The sequence below is a fragment of the Amycolatopsis sp. lyj-346 genome (assembly GCF_046548975.1).
GTDB lineage: Bacteria > Actinomycetota > Actinomycetes > Mycobacteriales > Pseudonocardiaceae > Amycolatopsis.
In genome coordinates, this window is sequence record NZ_JAJPWT010000017.1 from 95,523 (window position 1) to 110,350 (window position 14,828).

12 protein-coding genes are annotated in these 14,828 nt (G+C 72.2%); 2 read left to right on the forward strand and 10 right to left on the reverse strand.

What is annotated here, in order from left to right; all coding sequences use genetic code 11:
• Positions 1–71: 71 nt before the first annotated feature.
• From ACLJQE_RS36070 to ACLJQE_RS36105, 8 genes are all read right to left on the reverse strand, one after another.
• Positions 72–1,193 (reverse strand): Cmx/CmrA family chloramphenicol efflux MFS transporter, encoded by a 1,122-nt coding sequence (locus tag ACLJQE_RS36070; RefSeq protein ID WP_410644173.1) that lies wholly within the window; start codon positions 1,191–1,193, stop codon positions 72–74.
• Positions 1,194–1,350: 157 nt separating this feature from the next.
• On the reverse strand, positions 1,351–1,917 hold the full coding sequence (locus tag ACLJQE_RS36075) for a TetR/AcrR family transcriptional regulator (RefSeq protein WP_410644035.1): 567 nt from the start codon (positions 1,915–1,917) through the stop codon (positions 1,351–1,353).
• 59 nt (positions 1,918–1,976) lie between these two features.
• Positions 1,977–3,290 carry an ABC transporter substrate-binding protein gene (locus ACLJQE_RS36080; protein ID WP_410644036.1) on the reverse strand — a complete coding sequence of 438 codons (1,314 nt, stop codon included), beginning with the start codon at positions 3,288–3,290 and terminating at the stop codon, positions 1,977–1,979.
• Entirely contained in the window at positions 3,277–4,353 is a 1,077-nt protein-coding gene (locus tag ACLJQE_RS36085; RefSeq protein WP_410644037.1) for a branched-chain amino acid ABC transporter permease, read from the reverse strand. Before ACLJQE_RS36085 ends, ACLJQE_RS36080 begins: the two co-directional genes overlap by 14 nt.
• Positions 4,350–5,201 (reverse strand): branched-chain amino acid ABC transporter permease, encoded by an 852-nt coding sequence (locus ACLJQE_RS36090; protein ID WP_410644038.1) that lies wholly within the window; start codon positions 5,199–5,201, stop codon positions 4,350–4,352. Before ACLJQE_RS36090 ends, ACLJQE_RS36085 begins: the two co-directional genes overlap by 4 nt.
• A gap of 59 nt (positions 5,202–5,260) precedes the next feature.
• The gene (locus ACLJQE_RS36095; RefSeq protein WP_410644039.1) at positions 5,261–5,968 is read right to left on the reverse strand and encodes an ABC transporter ATP-binding protein; all 708 of its coding nucleotides are present in this window, start codon (positions 5,966–5,968) and stop codon (positions 5,261–5,263) included.
• Positions 5,961–6,767 carry an ABC transporter ATP-binding protein gene (locus tag ACLJQE_RS36100; RefSeq protein ID WP_410644040.1) on the reverse strand — a complete coding sequence of 269 codons (807 nt, stop codon included), beginning with the start codon at positions 6,765–6,767 and terminating at the stop codon, positions 5,961–5,963. The genes ACLJQE_RS36095 and ACLJQE_RS36100 overlap by 8 nt, the downstream gene beginning before the upstream one ends.
• A gap of 219 nt (positions 6,768–6,986) precedes the next feature.
• Entirely contained in the window at positions 6,987–7,967 is a 981-nt protein-coding gene (locus ACLJQE_RS36105; protein WP_410644041.1) for an ABC transporter substrate-binding protein, read from the reverse strand.
• Positions 7,968–8,444: 477 nt separating this feature from the next.
• Here ACLJQE_RS36105 and ACLJQE_RS36110 point away from each other — a divergent pair, with 477 nt between their 5' ends.
• On the forward strand, positions 8,445–9,299 hold the full coding sequence (locus ACLJQE_RS36110; RefSeq protein WP_410644042.1) for a Shedu anti-phage system protein SduA domain-containing protein: 855 nt from the start codon (positions 8,445–8,447) through the stop codon (positions 9,297–9,299).
• Here the strand turns inward: ACLJQE_RS36110 and ACLJQE_RS36115 are convergent.
• Together ACLJQE_RS36115 and ACLJQE_RS36120 are read right to left on the reverse strand one after the other, a co-directional pair.
• Positions 9,296–10,540 (reverse strand): MFS transporter, encoded by a 1,245-nt coding sequence (locus ACLJQE_RS36115; protein WP_410644043.1) that lies wholly within the window; start codon positions 10,538–10,540, stop codon positions 9,296–9,298. The genes ACLJQE_RS36110 and ACLJQE_RS36115 overlap by 4 nt on opposite strands.
• A 382-nt stretch (positions 10,541–10,922) precedes the next feature.
• Positions 10,923–11,561 (reverse strand): thioesterase II family protein, encoded by a 639-nt coding sequence (locus ACLJQE_RS36120; protein WP_410644044.1) that lies wholly within the window; start codon positions 11,559–11,561, stop codon positions 10,923–10,925.
• A gap of 87 nt (positions 11,562–11,648) precedes the next feature.
• Here ACLJQE_RS36120 and ACLJQE_RS36125 point away from each other — a divergent pair, with 87 nt between their 5' ends.
• Positions 11,649–14,729, forward strand: coding sequence for a BTAD domain-containing putative transcriptional regulator (locus ACLJQE_RS36125; protein ID WP_410644045.1), 3,081 nt, complete (start codon positions 11,649–11,651; stop codon positions 14,727–14,729).
• Positions 14,730–14,828: the final 99 nt, after the last annotated feature.

Genomic DNA, 14,828 nt, shown 5'->3' on the forward strand with positions numbered 1-14,828 from the left:
CAACGCACCCAAGGTGGCCTTCGGTGCGTTGAACGCAACCAAGGCCACCTTGGGGCGCTGGGGGGGCTCACTCACGTCGGCGTGACGAAGTTTCCGCGTAGGGCCGACGCCAGCAGCAACGCCGTCGCGACGAGCGCCGCGGCGACCCAGAACGGGCTGACCGCACCGAGGAGCGCGCCGGTGAGGACGGGGCCGGCGGTGGCGCCGCCGTTGAGCGCCGCGGTTGCGTACGAGCCCGCCATTGTCGGTGCCTTCGTGGCCAGCTGCAGGATCCGGGTGATCAGCGTGCCGCCGACCAGGAACGACGATGCGCCCTGGGTGAACGCGAGGGCGACCAGCGCCGCCGGGCTGTGTGCGGTCAGTGCCGCGGCGATCCAGCCGCCGAGCAGCGCCACCCCGTCGATCGCGACGACCCGGCCCGGCCACCGGTCCGCGAGCCGCCCCGCCGCCGTGACGCCGGCGAAGCACCCGGTGCCGAAGGCGGCGAGCACCACCGGCACCGGCGCGACGCCACCGGCCAGCGGCGCCAGGTAGGTGAAGACGCCGAACGTGGCGGCGTTGACGAGCGCACCGAGCAGGAGCACGCCGGACAGCGGGCGCAGCTCGGCGAGCTCGGCACGCAGCCCGGACGGCTTCGCGCCCGCCGGGGTGTCCGGGACCCGCCACACCGCGGCGAAGGCGGGCAAGCACAGCAGAGCGACCACCCAGAACGCCGACCGCCAGCCGAACGCGGCGCCGAGCAGCGCCCCGCCCGGCACCCCGGCGACGCAGGCCACGGTCGTGCCGCCCAGCAGGACGGCGAGCGCCCGGCCCTGGCACCCGGGCGGGACGAGCGAGGTGGCGGCGGTCAAGGCGACGGCGAGGAAGCCCGCGTACGCCACGGACGCCACCACCCGCGTCCCGAGCAGGACGGCGAACGACGTCGTCAGCCCGCCGGCGACGTGGGTCACGGCGAACAGCGCCAGGAAACACAGCAACGCGGTCCGGCGCCGCCACGACCGCGCGAGCGCGGCCATCAGCGGTGCGCCGGCGACCATGCCGACGGCGAAGGCCGACGTCAGGTACCCCGCCTGCGCCAGGGAAACCCCGAGCGCGGCGGCGATGCCGGGCACCAGCCCGGCCAGCATGAATTCGGACGTGCCCATGGCGAACACGGCCAGGGCGAGGAAGTACAGGGGCACACGAAACTCCAGGGAGCACGAGATCGACGGACGATTTCGTGGTCACCCGGGAACCCGGAGGCCGGGAAAGCGAGCTACCGGGCTGCCGGGAAGACCGGCAGCCCGGTCCTGGACGCTTCGGGGCTCGACATGCCCCCGACTGTACCAGCCCTCGGCTGTGGACAGTCCATTAAGGACGAAGACTGCGCAGCATCAGGTCCGCGAAGTGCGTCCCCACCTGCTCCCCCGACAGCTCGCCATCGGCGTGGTACCACATGCCGAGCCGGTGAATGGCGCCGAAGTGGTAGTTGATCACCAGGTCGGCCGGGACGTCGTCGCGGAAGACGCCGGTCCGCTGGCCTTCGGCGACCAGGTCGCGGACCCGCTCGTGGTAGGTCCGCCGCTCCGCGCGCACCTGGACCTGCTTGGACTTCTCCAGCAGCGGGAACGACTGGAAGAACACGGTCGCCGCGTCGAGGTCGGCGATGCTCGTGACCACGACGTCGGCGACGATCGCGTGCAGGCGCTCCGGCAGCGGCAGGTCCGATTCGGCGATCGTCACCATCCGCCGCGTCTGCATCCGCAGCATCGCGGCGTAGATCTCGAAGAGCAGGTCGTCCTTGGACTCGAAGTAGTGGTACAGCCCGCCTTTGGTGACGCCGGCCTCCTCGACGATCTCCCGGACCGTCGTCGCCTCGAAGCCCTTCTCGGCGAACAGCCGCACCGCCGCCCGCACGACCTTCTCCCTGACACTCATGTCGCCACCCTATGTGAGCGGACGGGCCGGCCCGCGGCGCCCACGAGCCGGCCCGGTTGTCACTTGCTCACCAGGTTGACCTGCTCCGGAGTGGCGCGCTCACCGGAGTACGGCGTGATCGCGCCCGTGCCACGGTCGGTGACGGCCGGTGGCTGGATCACCGTCGTCGTGACGTCCGGGTTGACCTTGAACACGAACGCGCCGGTGTAGCCGGCGTGCGAGTCCTTCGAGAACCCGAACGGCGTCAGGCCCGGCCCCTTCAGCGCGCCGGAGCTCATCGCGTCGACGACCTTCTGCCGCGTCGGGTCCGGTCCGGCCGCCTTGAGCGCCTGCCCGAACGTGTAGGCCTGCACCATGCCGAACAGCACGGTGTTGGTGAACGGCTCCTTCGGGATGTACTTGCCGTGGATGCCCTTGAAGTAGGCGACCCACGGGTCCGACGTCTGGGCCACGTCCGGCAGGTACCCGGTGCCGATCAGGCCGGCCAGCAGCTGCCCGCTCGAGACGCTGGCGCCGCCGCGCTTGGCGAAGTCCTGCAGCAGCCCGGACAACGTCGCCGGGTCCGCGCCGATGCTGCTGACCACGAACTGCGGCTTGTACCCGATCTTGGCCGCGGCCAGGATCGACAGCGCGGTGAACGCCGGGATGCACGCGCAGACGACGACCTCCGCGCCGGCCGCCTTGAGCGCGGACAGCTGCGGCGTGACGTCGGTGTTCGCGCTGTCGTAGCCCTGCCGGACGACGACCTGGTCCTTGACGAACTGGTCGAGCCCGGCCTGGGTGTCGCGGCCGACGTCGTCGTTCTGCGTGAAGTACCCGACCTTCTTGCCGGCGAAGGTGTCCTTGATGTACTTGCCCTGGATCTTGCCTTCGCGGGTGTAGTCCACCTGGTACCCGAAGGTCATCGGGGCCTGCTGCGGGTTGTCCCAGGCGAGCGCGCCCGAGGACACCAGCAGGTCCGGCACGCCTTCGGCGTTGAGGTAGTCGACGACCTTCGAGTGCGTCGGCGTCCCCAGGCCGCCGACGATCGCGAAGACCTTGTCCTGCAGGACGAGCTTCTTGACGACCTCGACGGTCTTCGTCGGGTTGTAGCCGTCGTCCTCCACCTTGTACTCGATCTTGCGGCCGTTGATCCCGCCGCCGTCGTTGATCGCCTGGTACACCGCGCGGGCGCCGGCGGAGATCTTGCTGTACCCGGGCGCGGCCGGGCCGGTGAGCGGCTGGTGCGTGCCGATGACGACGGTGTCCTTGGTGACGCCGACGGCCGAATCGGCGGCCTGCTGCCCGGCGCCGTCGCTCTCCCCCGCCCCGCCGCACGCGGTCAGCGCCAGGACGAGGGCGGCGAAACCCGCGCCGATCTTAGTGCTTCTCATGGTTCTCCTTCTGCTTCGCGGATCGACGGAGGAGCAAACCGAGCCGGTGGACGCCGCCTTGGATGCCGCGCGGGAAGGCGAGCACGACGACGATGAGGATCACGCCGTACACCGCGAGCGGGAGGTTGTTGGCCACGTCGGTGTTCAGGTGCAGGACGTCGGCGAGGTCTTCGGACCAGGCCTGGAAGTACACGAGCGCGACCGCACCCCACAGCGCGCCCCACAGGGAACCGAGCCCGCCCAGCACCACCGCGGCCAGCAGGCTCAGCGACAGCGCGGGCGTGAACGAGCCGGGCGCGGCGGTCCCCAGCAGGAACGCCTGCAGGCCACCGGCGAGCCCGCCGCACACCGCGCTGACCAGGAACGCGAGGATCTTCGTGCGGCCGACGGCGATCCCGCTCAGCCCGGCGGCGACCTCGTCGTCGCGCACCGCGCGGAAGTCCCGTCCGAGCCGGCCGCGGACGATGTTCACCACCAGCACCAGCGCGAGCAGCACGCTGAGCCAGACGATCCAGGTCTGCCAGCGCAGTTCCGGGACCAGGCCGACCATTCCGGACGGTCTGCTGTGGACGGTGAAGCTGAGCCCGTTGCTGCCGCCGAGGAAGTCCGGGAACTTCCGGGTCAGCGCGGGCAGGCCGACGGCCAGTGCCAGCGTCGCCCCGGCGAGGTACGGGCCGCGCAGCCGGGCCGCCGCCGCGCCGGCCAGCAGCCCGGCGAGCCCGCCGGCGGCCGACGCCAGCAGCAGGTCCGCCCACAGCGGGAACGACGGCACCCGCCGCACCAGCAAGGCCACCGTGTAGGCGCCGATGAACATGAACGCGCCGTGCCCGAGGGAAACCTGGCCGGTGAGGCCGGTCAGCAGGGTCAGCCCGGCCACCGCGATCAGGTAGTAGCCGATCGTCGCGATGCGCAGGTTGGTGAACTCGTCGGTGACGAGGGTCAGCGCGACGATCACGGCGAACGCACCCAGTGCGGCCAGCGCGTGGACGAGCAGCGGCGGCAGCACCCGGCGCTTCACCGGCGTTTCCACCCGGGTATCCGGGACTTCCGTGCGCACGCTCATACCCGCCTCACCTTGGCCCGGCCGAACAACCCGGCGGGCCGCAGCGTCAGCACGACCACCAGGATCGCCAGCGCGGCGATCGTCACCATCTCCGGTCCCAGGTAACCGGACACATAGGACAGTCCGACGCCGAGGACGAACCCGCCGGCGATGGTCCCCAGCGGGTTGTCGAGGCCGCCGAGCACCGCCGCGGTGAGCGCGTAGACGAAGACGCCGTCCAGCACGTTCGGGAACAGGAACGGCGGGGTGGCGAGCAGCCCGGCCAGCGAGCCGACGGCCGCGGCCAGTCCCCAGCCGGCGGTGAGCATCAGCCCGACCCGCACGCCGAGCGTCCGCGCCACTTCGGGGGCGAACGCCGCCGCGCGCATCCGCAGGCCCAGCGGCGTGTACTTGAACACCACCAGCACCAGCGCGGCGATGGCGACGACGACGAGCACGACGAACAGGTCGTTGGCGGAGAACCGGCCGCGGAAGTCGAAGGCGTACGGGAACGCCAGCGGCTCGTTGGACCAGATCATGCCCGCGACCGCCTGCAGCACCAGCAGCAGCCCGAGCGTGACGATGATCGAGCTCAGCTCGGAGCGGTGCCGCAGCGGCCGGATGAGCAGCCGTTCGGTGGCGACGCCCAGCACGGTCCCGGCGACGATGGCGACGGCGAAACCGAGCCAGTAGCTGCCCGTCGCCTTCGTCACCGAGTACGCGAGGTAGGTCGAAATCAGGGCGAGGGCGGGTTGCGCGAAGTTCACCACCCGGGTGGCCCGGTAGATGATGACCAGGGCGAGCCCGAGCGCCGCGTACACCGCGCCGGCCGAGATCCCGCCGAGGGTCAGGTCGAAGAAGTCCTGCATACCGGACCGTTCACCTCCATGTAACCGGTCGTGGAAAAGCTCCGGAAGCCTCGGAAGCCTCAGAAACCGAGGTAGGCGTGGCGGAGGCCGTCGTCGGCCAGCAGTTCCGCCGCGGTGTCGACGGCCACGACCCGGCCGAGCGCGAGGACGTACCCGCGGTCGGCGATGGACAGCGCGGAGTGCGCGTTCTGCTCGACGAGCACGACGGTGAGCCCGGTGGTGGCCCGCAGGTCGCGCAGGATGCCCATGATCCGGGCCGTGATGAGCGGGGCGAGGCCGAGCGACGGTTCGTCGAGCAGCAGCAGCCCGGGCCGGCTCATCAGGGCGCGGCCGATGGCGAGCATCTGCCGTTCGCCGCCGGAGAGCGTCGAGGCGGGTTTCGCCGCACGTTCTTCCAGCGCCGGGAAAAGCTCGTACATCTCGTTCCGCGCGGCGGCCCGGTCGGCGCGGTCACGCCGCCACAGCGCGCCCAGCCGGAGGTTCTCGTCGACGGTCAGCTCGGTGATCACCCCGCCGCCTTCGGGCACGTGCGCGACCCCGCCGCGGGCGATCCGGTCCGGCGCCAGCCCGGTCAGTTCCCTGCCGTCCCAGGCGATCCGGCCGCCGCGGGCGGGGTGGAGTCCGCTGATGGTGCGCAGCAAGGTCGTCTTGCCGGCCCCGTTCGCCCCGAGCACGGCGGTGATCCCGCCGCGTTCGACGGTGATGCCGACGCCGTCGAGCGCGCGGACCGCGCCGTAGGCCACGGACAGCTCTTCGATCTCAAGCACCGGACGCCTCCTCGGCGGGGTCGCCGAGGTAGGCCTCGGCCACGCGGGGGTCGGCCTGGATCTCGGCGGGGGTGCCGGCCGCGATCACCTCGCCGAAGTTGAGCACCACCACCCGGTCGCAGACTCCCATGACCAGGTCCATGTGGTGTTCGACGAGCACGACCGCCATCCGCTGCCGCAGCGAGACGATCAACGTCGAAAGCTCGGCCAGCTCCGCGGCCGACAGCCCGCTCGCGGGTTCGTCGAGCAGCAGCAGGTCGGGTTCGGCCACCAGGGCCCGCGCGAGCGCCACGCGTTTTCGCACGCCGTAGGGCAGCACGCCGGGCAGTCGGCCGGCGAGGTCGGCGATGCCCAGTTCACCGAGGGTTTCCCGGGCTCGGGTGGCCAGGTCGGCTTCGTCGCGCGCCGAACGCCCGGCGCCCGCGAGGGCCGGGACCAGGCCGGTCCGGGCGTGGCGGCCGGCGCCGGTCATCACGTTCTCGAGCACCGTCAGCCCGGGGAACAGGCCGAGGCCCTGCAGCGTCCGGACGATCCCGAGCCGGGCGAGGTGCTCGGGGCGGTGCCGGACGAGCGGCTGTCCCCGCCACAGCACGCGCCCGGCCTGGGGCCGGACGAACCCGCAGACGACGTTGAACAGCGTCGTCTTGCCCGCGCCGTTGGGCCCGATGACCCCGACGACGGTGCCGGCGTCGACGCTCAGGTGGACGTCGTGCAGGGCGGTGAGCCCGCCGAAGCGCACGGTGAGGCCGTCGACCGCGAGCAGGTCTTCGCCGGGTACTGCCTCACCGAGAAGCGTCATCGATGACTCTCCATCCCACCATGTGGACCATGCCGTACCGCGCGGTCGGTATGAAGAGGGTGGGCTGCGGCAGCGATCGTGTCAAGGTGCGAATCACCGAAACCGGACCGGGCGGAGCGGTCCGAAAATTTCCCCATGGCGGCAGGCCACGGAAAGTCCTGGCAACGCGGAAAGGGCGGGCACGCGAAGCGCACCCGCCCTTCGCGACCGGTCGCCGGCTCAGCCGGTGCCGGTCTGCGGGGCGATCATCGACGCGGCGTCGATTTTCGTCTGGACCACACCCAGCTGCTGCAGCAGGTCCGGCACCCGCTGGATGCGGCGGGCGTCCAGAGTGGACCCGAAGGCGGGCATCACCATCAGGCTGGCGATGTCCTGGTCCACGCGGGCGTGGCGGACGACGAGCGGTTCGACCCGGGCCCGGTCGACCGCGGCGCGGGTGGCGCTGAGCATCGCGCGCTGGAACGCCCGCAGCGTCTTCGGGTGGTCCTGGACCCACTTCGCGGTGGCGCCGTAGCCGGTGAGGGGGAAGTTCTGGGTGGAACCGCTGGCGGCGTCGACGACCGGGTACGCGCCGGCCGTCCGGGCGGCCTGGGTGAGGAACGGTTCCGGCTGGTAGGCCGCGTCGATCCGGCCCTGCGCCAGCGCGGCGCTCATTTCCGGCAGCGGCATCGGGACCCACTGCACCTTGCCCGGGTCGACACCGTGGTCGCGCATCACCGACCGGGTCAGCACGTCGGAAGCGGCGTTCTTCGAGCTGATGGCGATCCGCCTGCCTTCGAGGTCCTTCACCGTCTTCACCGGCGAGTTCGGCACAGTGACGATCTCGTTGCTGCGCGGGCTCGCCGAGGTCCCGTCGGACACCAGTTTCACGTCGGCGGCGCCACTGCTCTTGGCCAGGAAGAACAGCGTGTAGGTGGACAACGCGAGGTCCGCCTGGCCGCTCGTCATCCGGCTCAGCGTCTCCTGGCCGCTGCTGCCGACGTCGGTCTGCACGTCGAGCCCCTCGGCCTTGAAGTACCCGCCCTCCTGCGCCAGCCACAGCGGCGCGAGGTCGACGGTGGTGAGGATCGCGACCCGGATCGACGGCTTTTCGACGTCACCGGTGCCGGCGGACGAGCCTTTCACCTGACTGCACCCGGCCAGCAGGACGACGACCAGAGCGAGCACGGCGAGCCGGCGTGTCGAGGCGCGTTGAAGCATGCCACTCCTCGGAGAAGATTGTGGGGACCACGGAATACGGCTCGTTCGGCCGTGATCAGCCGGACTGTAGATGACGATTTACCGGGCCGCAAATACGTTGCCGAGAAATACGGCACGTCACGTTCACGCGAAAGAGTGACAGGGGGGCGAACGGGTAACCCACTGACAGGGCAAACGGGTGCATCGGAAAGAAACCGGCGCCATGGTGCGGGGTTTCGTGATCTTGCCACCGCAGGTAGTGACCTCGGGTTGCGCTGATCGTCGTAACGCCCCCGCGTGGCGACACGACTGCCTGGCGTGACCTCCACCCCCGGCGAACCGGATCCCGCCGAAGAACTGATAAGGCGGATCGAAAAGTCCACTCCCCCCGGATACCACCACGTCGAATCCACCGTCGTCCACCGAAGCGAAGAAACCTACAAAACCGCGACCATCTATTACGTGCCGGAAGAAGGCAATGATGGACAACTGATTCTCATGGTCAATTCCTGGACGCCGCGGCCGGATCTCTCCGGGTTCGACCTCCGGCCCGGCGCGAGCAAATGGACGTGCGAGGACGACGGCATCGGCGAACTCCACCGGTTCCTGTCGGACCGGTTCGGCACCCCGGAGCCGCACCCCGAACCGGACGCCCCGCTCGCGGCGGTCATCCGGAAGGTCCGGACGGGCGAAGCCGATGCGGGCCAATTGGCCCAACTGGCGGAAGCGCTGGCGAGCGCCCCGAACGCCGCCGGGATCCTGGCCGCGCACGGCGCCGGGCAGGTGCTGCTCGACGGCATCCAGGCCGCGAAGCAGCGGGACGTCATAGCGGCGCTTTCCGAAGCCGTCCGGGATCCGGCCGCCAAGGAGAACGAATTCCAGCGGATCCTCGAGGAAAGCTGGTGGATGTTCGGCGGGAGGTTCGTCGAGAAGGCGAAACGACGGCAGCTGACGGTGATGACCCAGCTGGACGTCCCGCTGATCCGGGCCGACGGCGCGCTCCACGTCGTCGAACTGAAACGGGCCTGCGTCCCGGACCTCGTCATCCCCCACCGGAACTTCTTCGTCGTCGGCCCCGAAGTGAACAAGGCCGTCGGCCAAAGCCTCAACTACCTGCGCGAATTCGACGAGGAACGCACCACCATCCACCAGAAACTGGGCATCGAATGCCGGCGCGCGTTCGCGACGGTGGTCATCGGCCATCCCCAGCACGTCCCGGACCCGAAGGTGCGCGAGCAGGTCCCCGAGACACTCCGGACGTACAACGCGCACCTCGGCCGCGTCGAGGTGATCACCTACGCCGACCTCATCCAAGGCGCGCAGAAGGCCCTGGAACTCGCGCCGTCCGGCTAACGCGCCGCGGTCTCGGCGGGGGTCGTGAAGCGGCGCAGGCCGGGTGTGGCCGCGCCGACCAGCGCCACCGCCACGACGCCCAGGACTCCGCCGCTGACCAGTGCGAACGTGCCCGACGCCGCGGCCGCGACGAGGCCGCCGCGCAGGTTGCCGAGGTCCGGGCCCGCCTGGCCGACGATCTGCTCGGCCGCGGCCACCCGGCCGAGCAGGGCGTCCGGGGTCGCCAGCTGGATCAGCGCGCCCCGCGAGACCACCGAGACCGTGTCGGCCGCCCCGGCGAGGACGAGACAGGCCAAGCCGAGCCACGGGTCCGGCGCCAGGCCGAACCCCGCCAGCGCGGCACCCCAGACGGCCGAGCCCGCCAGCATCACCCGGCCCGGCCGCGACCGTCGCGTGAACGTCCCCGAGAACACCGATGCCACGACCCCGCCGACCGCGACGGCCGAGAGGAACAGGCCGAGCGTGCGCGGGTCGCCGTCGAAGCGTTCGGCGTTGACCAGCGGGAACAGGCTGATCGGCATGGACAGCACGGTGGCGGCGAGGTCGGTGAGCAGCGCACCCCGCACGACGGGCGTCCGCACGAGGAAGGCGAGCCCGTCGAGCACGCCGCGCAGCCCGGGCCGCGACGGCTCGCCGCCGGGCCGCATCGCCGGGAGGCCGAAGACGCCGTAGAAGGCCATGCCGAACGTGAGCGCGTCGACGAGGTAGCAGCCGCCGACGCCGAGCCACCCGAGGACGAGCCCGCCGAGCGCCGGGCCGAGCAGCATTGCGCTCTGGAAGGCGATCCGGTTCAGCGCGAGCCCGGCGGGCAGCTGCCCGGGCGGCAGCAGCCGCGCCGCGATGGTGCGCGCGGCCGGCCCGCCACCGGCGACGAAGCAGGACTGGAGAGCCACCAGCCCCAGCACCGCGACCACCGGCACGTCGCCGAGGAACCCTTGCACGGCAAGGAGAACCGAGCAGACGGCTTGCCCGGTCGTGGTGACGAGGACGAACTTCCGCCGGTCGACGCGGTCCGCGAGCGAGCCGGCGAACAACCCGAACACGATCACGGGAAGCGCTTGCGCGAGCCCGACGACACCGGTCCACACGGTGCTCCGGGTCTGTTCCCACACCTGGAACATGACGGCGACGAGCGTCATCTGGGCGCCGAAGCCGGAGAAGATCCGGCCCAGCCAGAGCCGCCGGAACAGCGGTGCGGCGCGAAGCGGGGTGAGGTCGACGAAGGCGCGCGTCAGGGGCATGGCCGGATCACGGCGAGATTGTAACAGCGCTTATGTATTTCTGCCGTCTCTGCTGTCTCTGCCGTCTCTGCCGCGGCAGGGCGGGTCCGACCTCCCCCGCCCCTCCGGTGGGAGTGTCAGTCGCCGCTCGGGTTTGTCAAGGCGGGAAAGCGTGCCTTGACAAACCCGACCGTCGACTGAAGAGCGGCTGGGATGAGGGGCGGGGGAGGCCTGGTGACGTCGTGGTTGTTTTGCGTCGCCGGCCGCCGGTCCGCGTCGGCCGAGGGCGACCCGCATCGGCCAATTCCGGCGGGGAATCGACCTCCCCCGCAACACCGAAGACGCCTCTTTCATAGGGAAAGTGACGTTTTTTGGGGCTGGTGGGGCTGATGTGGTGCTTCGGCTACGCCCCGGTCAGCTTTGGCGCAGACGTTGGTGTCGGTGCCGGGCTCGGTATCGCCAACGCGGAGATGAGGTGGGCCGAGCGCAGGACGGCGTCGCGCAGCAGAGCGGCGCTGTCTTGCGCCCTGGCCGGGGTGAGGACGAACCCGGCGCTGGTGTGCTCGCCCCAGCCGGTCATCACGTGCGGCTCGCCGAAGCCGCGGACCGGGCACGGCAGCGGGGGCGCCACCGGCAGGTGCGCGTCGCTGGCCAGCAGGCTGACGTCGGCTCGTCCCGCCTGCTCGGGCACGGCCCGCGCCGCGCGGGACGGTGGTGCCTGGTGCGCCACGACGAGTGCCCGCGGGACCCCCAGTCCCGCGGCCACCCGACGTTGCGCCAGCCGGTAGGCGACCAGGGCTCCGAGCCCCGCGCCGAACAGCACGTGCTGGTTCTCGAGCGCCCCCGCCAGTTCGGCGGCCAGTGCCTCGACCAGCAGCCACATGTCCCGGTAGGGGTGCTCGTCCCGGCGCTCGCCCCGGCCGGGCAGCTCCACGACCTGCACCGCGATCCGCGGATCGCGCCAGGCGCGGTAGCGGCCGGCGGCTTCCCCGGCATCCGGGAAGCAGACGAACAACAGACGCTCCACGTCGTCTCGGTCCACCCCGTGGCCTCCCTTACTCCCCGCTCGGGGTTAGGGTCGACCACAGCACTTCCGTTCCGCTTCGGTCCGCCTTCCGGGGGGCAATACGTGCGCTACCGCCTGCTCGGACCGATCACGGTCCTCGGCGACACGGGCCCGGTCCGCCCCGCCGGCCAGAAACAGACGTCCGTGCTGGCCACGCTCCTGCTGAACCCCAATCGCGTGGTCACCGAAGACCGGCTCATCGACCTGACCTGGGGCGAGAACGCGCCGCCGAGCGTCCGCGGGCGGCTGCAGGTGCACATCTCGGAACTGCGGAAGCTGCTCGGCCGCGACGTCATCGTGCGGCGTGCGCCCGGTTACCTCATCGAGGTCGCGCCCGGCGACCGGGACCTCGACGTGTTCGACGACGAGGTCGCCAAGGCCAGGGCCACTTCCGGGGCGGACGCCGTCACGCACCTGCGGGCCGCGCTGGCGCTGTGGGAGGGCACCCCGCTCGGCGGGGTGAGCGAAGCGCTGGCGGAGTACGAGGGCCCGGCGCTGGCCGAACGCCGGCTCGTCGCGCTGGAGGAGCTGTACGAGCAGGAACTCGTCTCGGGACGGCACGGCGAGGTGGCCGGGGAACTGCGACGGCTCGTCGACGAGCACCCGTTCCGCGAACGCCTGCGGGCCGCGCTGATGCTCGCGCTGCACCGCTGCGGCCGCACCCGGGAAGCGCTCGAGACGTACACGCGGGCGCACGACCTGCTGGTCGACGAACTGGGCATCGAGCCCGGCCAGGCCCTGCAGGAGCTGCGGCTGCGCATCCTGCGCGGCGAGGGCGAGCCCGCCCCGGTCACCCCGGTCACCCCGCGGCCCGCCGAGCTGCCGGCGGACGTCCGCGGGTTCGCCGGCCGGGCGCCGGAGCTGGCCGCGCTGGACGAACCCGGGGACGTCTGGGTGATCACCGGCACCGCCGGCGTCGGCAAGACCGCGCTGGCCGTGCACTGGGCCCACACCGCCCGGGCGCGCTACCCCGACGGCCAGCTGTACGTGAACCTGCGCGGCTTCGACGCCGACGACGAGCCGCTCACCCCCGCCGCCGCGCTCGCGCAGCTGCTGCGGACCCTCGGCGTCGACCTGCGGGACGTGCCGCCGGGCGTCGACGACCAGAGCAAGCTCTACCGGTCGCTGCTGGCCGACCGGCAGGCACTGGTGGTGCTGGACAACGCCCGCGACACCGCCCAGGTGCTGCCGCTGCTGCCGTCGTCGGGGCGGGTGCTGGTGACCAGCCGCCACCGGCTCGACGAGCTGGTCGCCCGCGTCGGCGCGCGGTCGCTGGGGCTGAAGCAGCTGCGGGAGGCCGATTCACGGGCGCTGCTGACCGCCCTGCTCGGCGACCGGACCGCCGCGGAGCCGGAAGCGGCGGCCGAGCTGGCGCGCCTCTGCGGCCACCACCCGCTGGCCCTGCGGATCGCCGCGGCGAACACCGGGGTCGCCAGTATCGGCGAGCTGGTCGACGAGCTGCGCGGCGATCCTCTGGCCCACCTCGGCTTCGACGGGGCGGGCGAAAGCGCCGTCGCCAAGGCGTTTTCGGTGTCCTACCAGGCGCTGGCGCCCGGGCTGCGGCAGGCGTTCCGGCTGCTCGCACTGGTGCCGGGCGCCGACTTCACGGCGATCGCCTTGGCGGCCCTGCTGGAGGTGCCGATCGAGGAGGCGACCCGGCGGCTGCGCGGGCTGATCGCGGCGAACCTCCTGGAGGCGCATGCACCCCGCCGCTACCGGTTCCACGACCTCGCCCGCCGTTACGCCGAGCAGTGCGTCCGGGCCGAGGAGGACGAGCCCGCGCGGGACCGGGCGTGGGAGCGGCTGTTCACCGGCTACTGCGCGGCCGCGGACGCCGCCGTCGCGCTGCTCGGCGCCCGGATCGTGGCGCTGCCCCGCGAGGACGCGCCGTCGGCGCCGAGCCCGGTCGTCTTCGCCGGTGCCGCGGAAGCCGTGGCCTGGCTCGACGTCGAGGTGCCGAACCTCTCGGCGGCGCTGCGGCAGGCCGCGACGCGCGGGCCGTACCCGGGCGCCTGGTACCTCGCCGACGCGTTGCGGCGGTTCTTCCACGACCACGGCCGCCGTGCCGAGTGGCTGGAGCTGGCCCCGATCGTGCTGCGCGCGGCGCAGGACCGCGGCGCCCAGCCCGCCGAAGCGCTGGTCCAGCTGTCCATCGGCGGGGCGTACTTCCGCGAGGGCCAGCACGAAGCCGGCATCCGGCATTCGGAGAAGGCGGTGCTGGCCAGCCGGGCGTGCGGCTGGCGGCAGTGCGAGGCGACGGCGGTGGCGAACCTCGGGGCGATGCTCGAGTGGACGGGCCGGTTGTCGGAGGCCGTCGAGCACAGCCGGCGCGCGATCCAGCTGTTCCGCGAGCTGGCCAACCGGTCGGGCGAAGCACTGGCGCTCAACTCGCTGAGCTGCCACTACCGGCAGCTGGGCCGGCTCGAGCAGGCCGAGGACTGCCTGGTGGAAGCGATTGCGCTGGCCCGCAAGGAGGACTTGGCGTTCTGGGAGGCGGCCAACCTCGCCGACCTCGGCTCGGTGCTGCTGGCCACCGGGCGGCTGGCGGAGTCCGGCGAGGTCCTGGACCAGGCGTTGCAGGCCTTCCGCGACCTGGGGTCCAGCTTCGGCGAGGCAACGGCGCTGAACGTGGTGAGCGCTTTGCAGATCGCCCGCGGCGACCACGCGGCGGCGGTTTCGACGGCGGAGGCGGCCTTGGCGTGCGTCCGCCGCGACGGCGACCGCCAGGTGGAAGCGGCGGCGTTGATCGCGCTGGGCCGGGCGGAGGAGAGCCGCGGCGACCTCGGCGCGGCGGAGCGCGTCCTGAGCGAGGCCCGTGCGCTGACGGCCGAGTCGGGCTTGCGGGGCCAGCTGGCGGAAGCGGCCGCGACGCTGGCACGCGTCCTCGCGGCCGACGGGCGCCCCGGCGAGGCGGGCGAACACGCCCGGACGGCACTCGACGCGGCCCGCGCGGGCGGGTTCCGCGTGGTGGAGGCGGAGGCGCTGCTGGGCTTGGCGGCGGTCCAGGACGCGGCGGGCCGGGCGATGCTGGCGGGCGGGACGGCCCGCGAGTCGCAGGCGCTCTACCGTGCGGTCGGGCACGTGACGGGCGAAGCCCTGGCAGTGGAGTTCCTCACCCGCCTCGGCGACCGAGCCACCGGCTGAGCGGCCTGCCGCCGCTGGTCGCGAGGGGTAATGAGGGCCGGAACCCGCCTCACCACCCACGCGCCCTGCGTCCCTTCCGAGTCGCGCCGGGTGTTACCC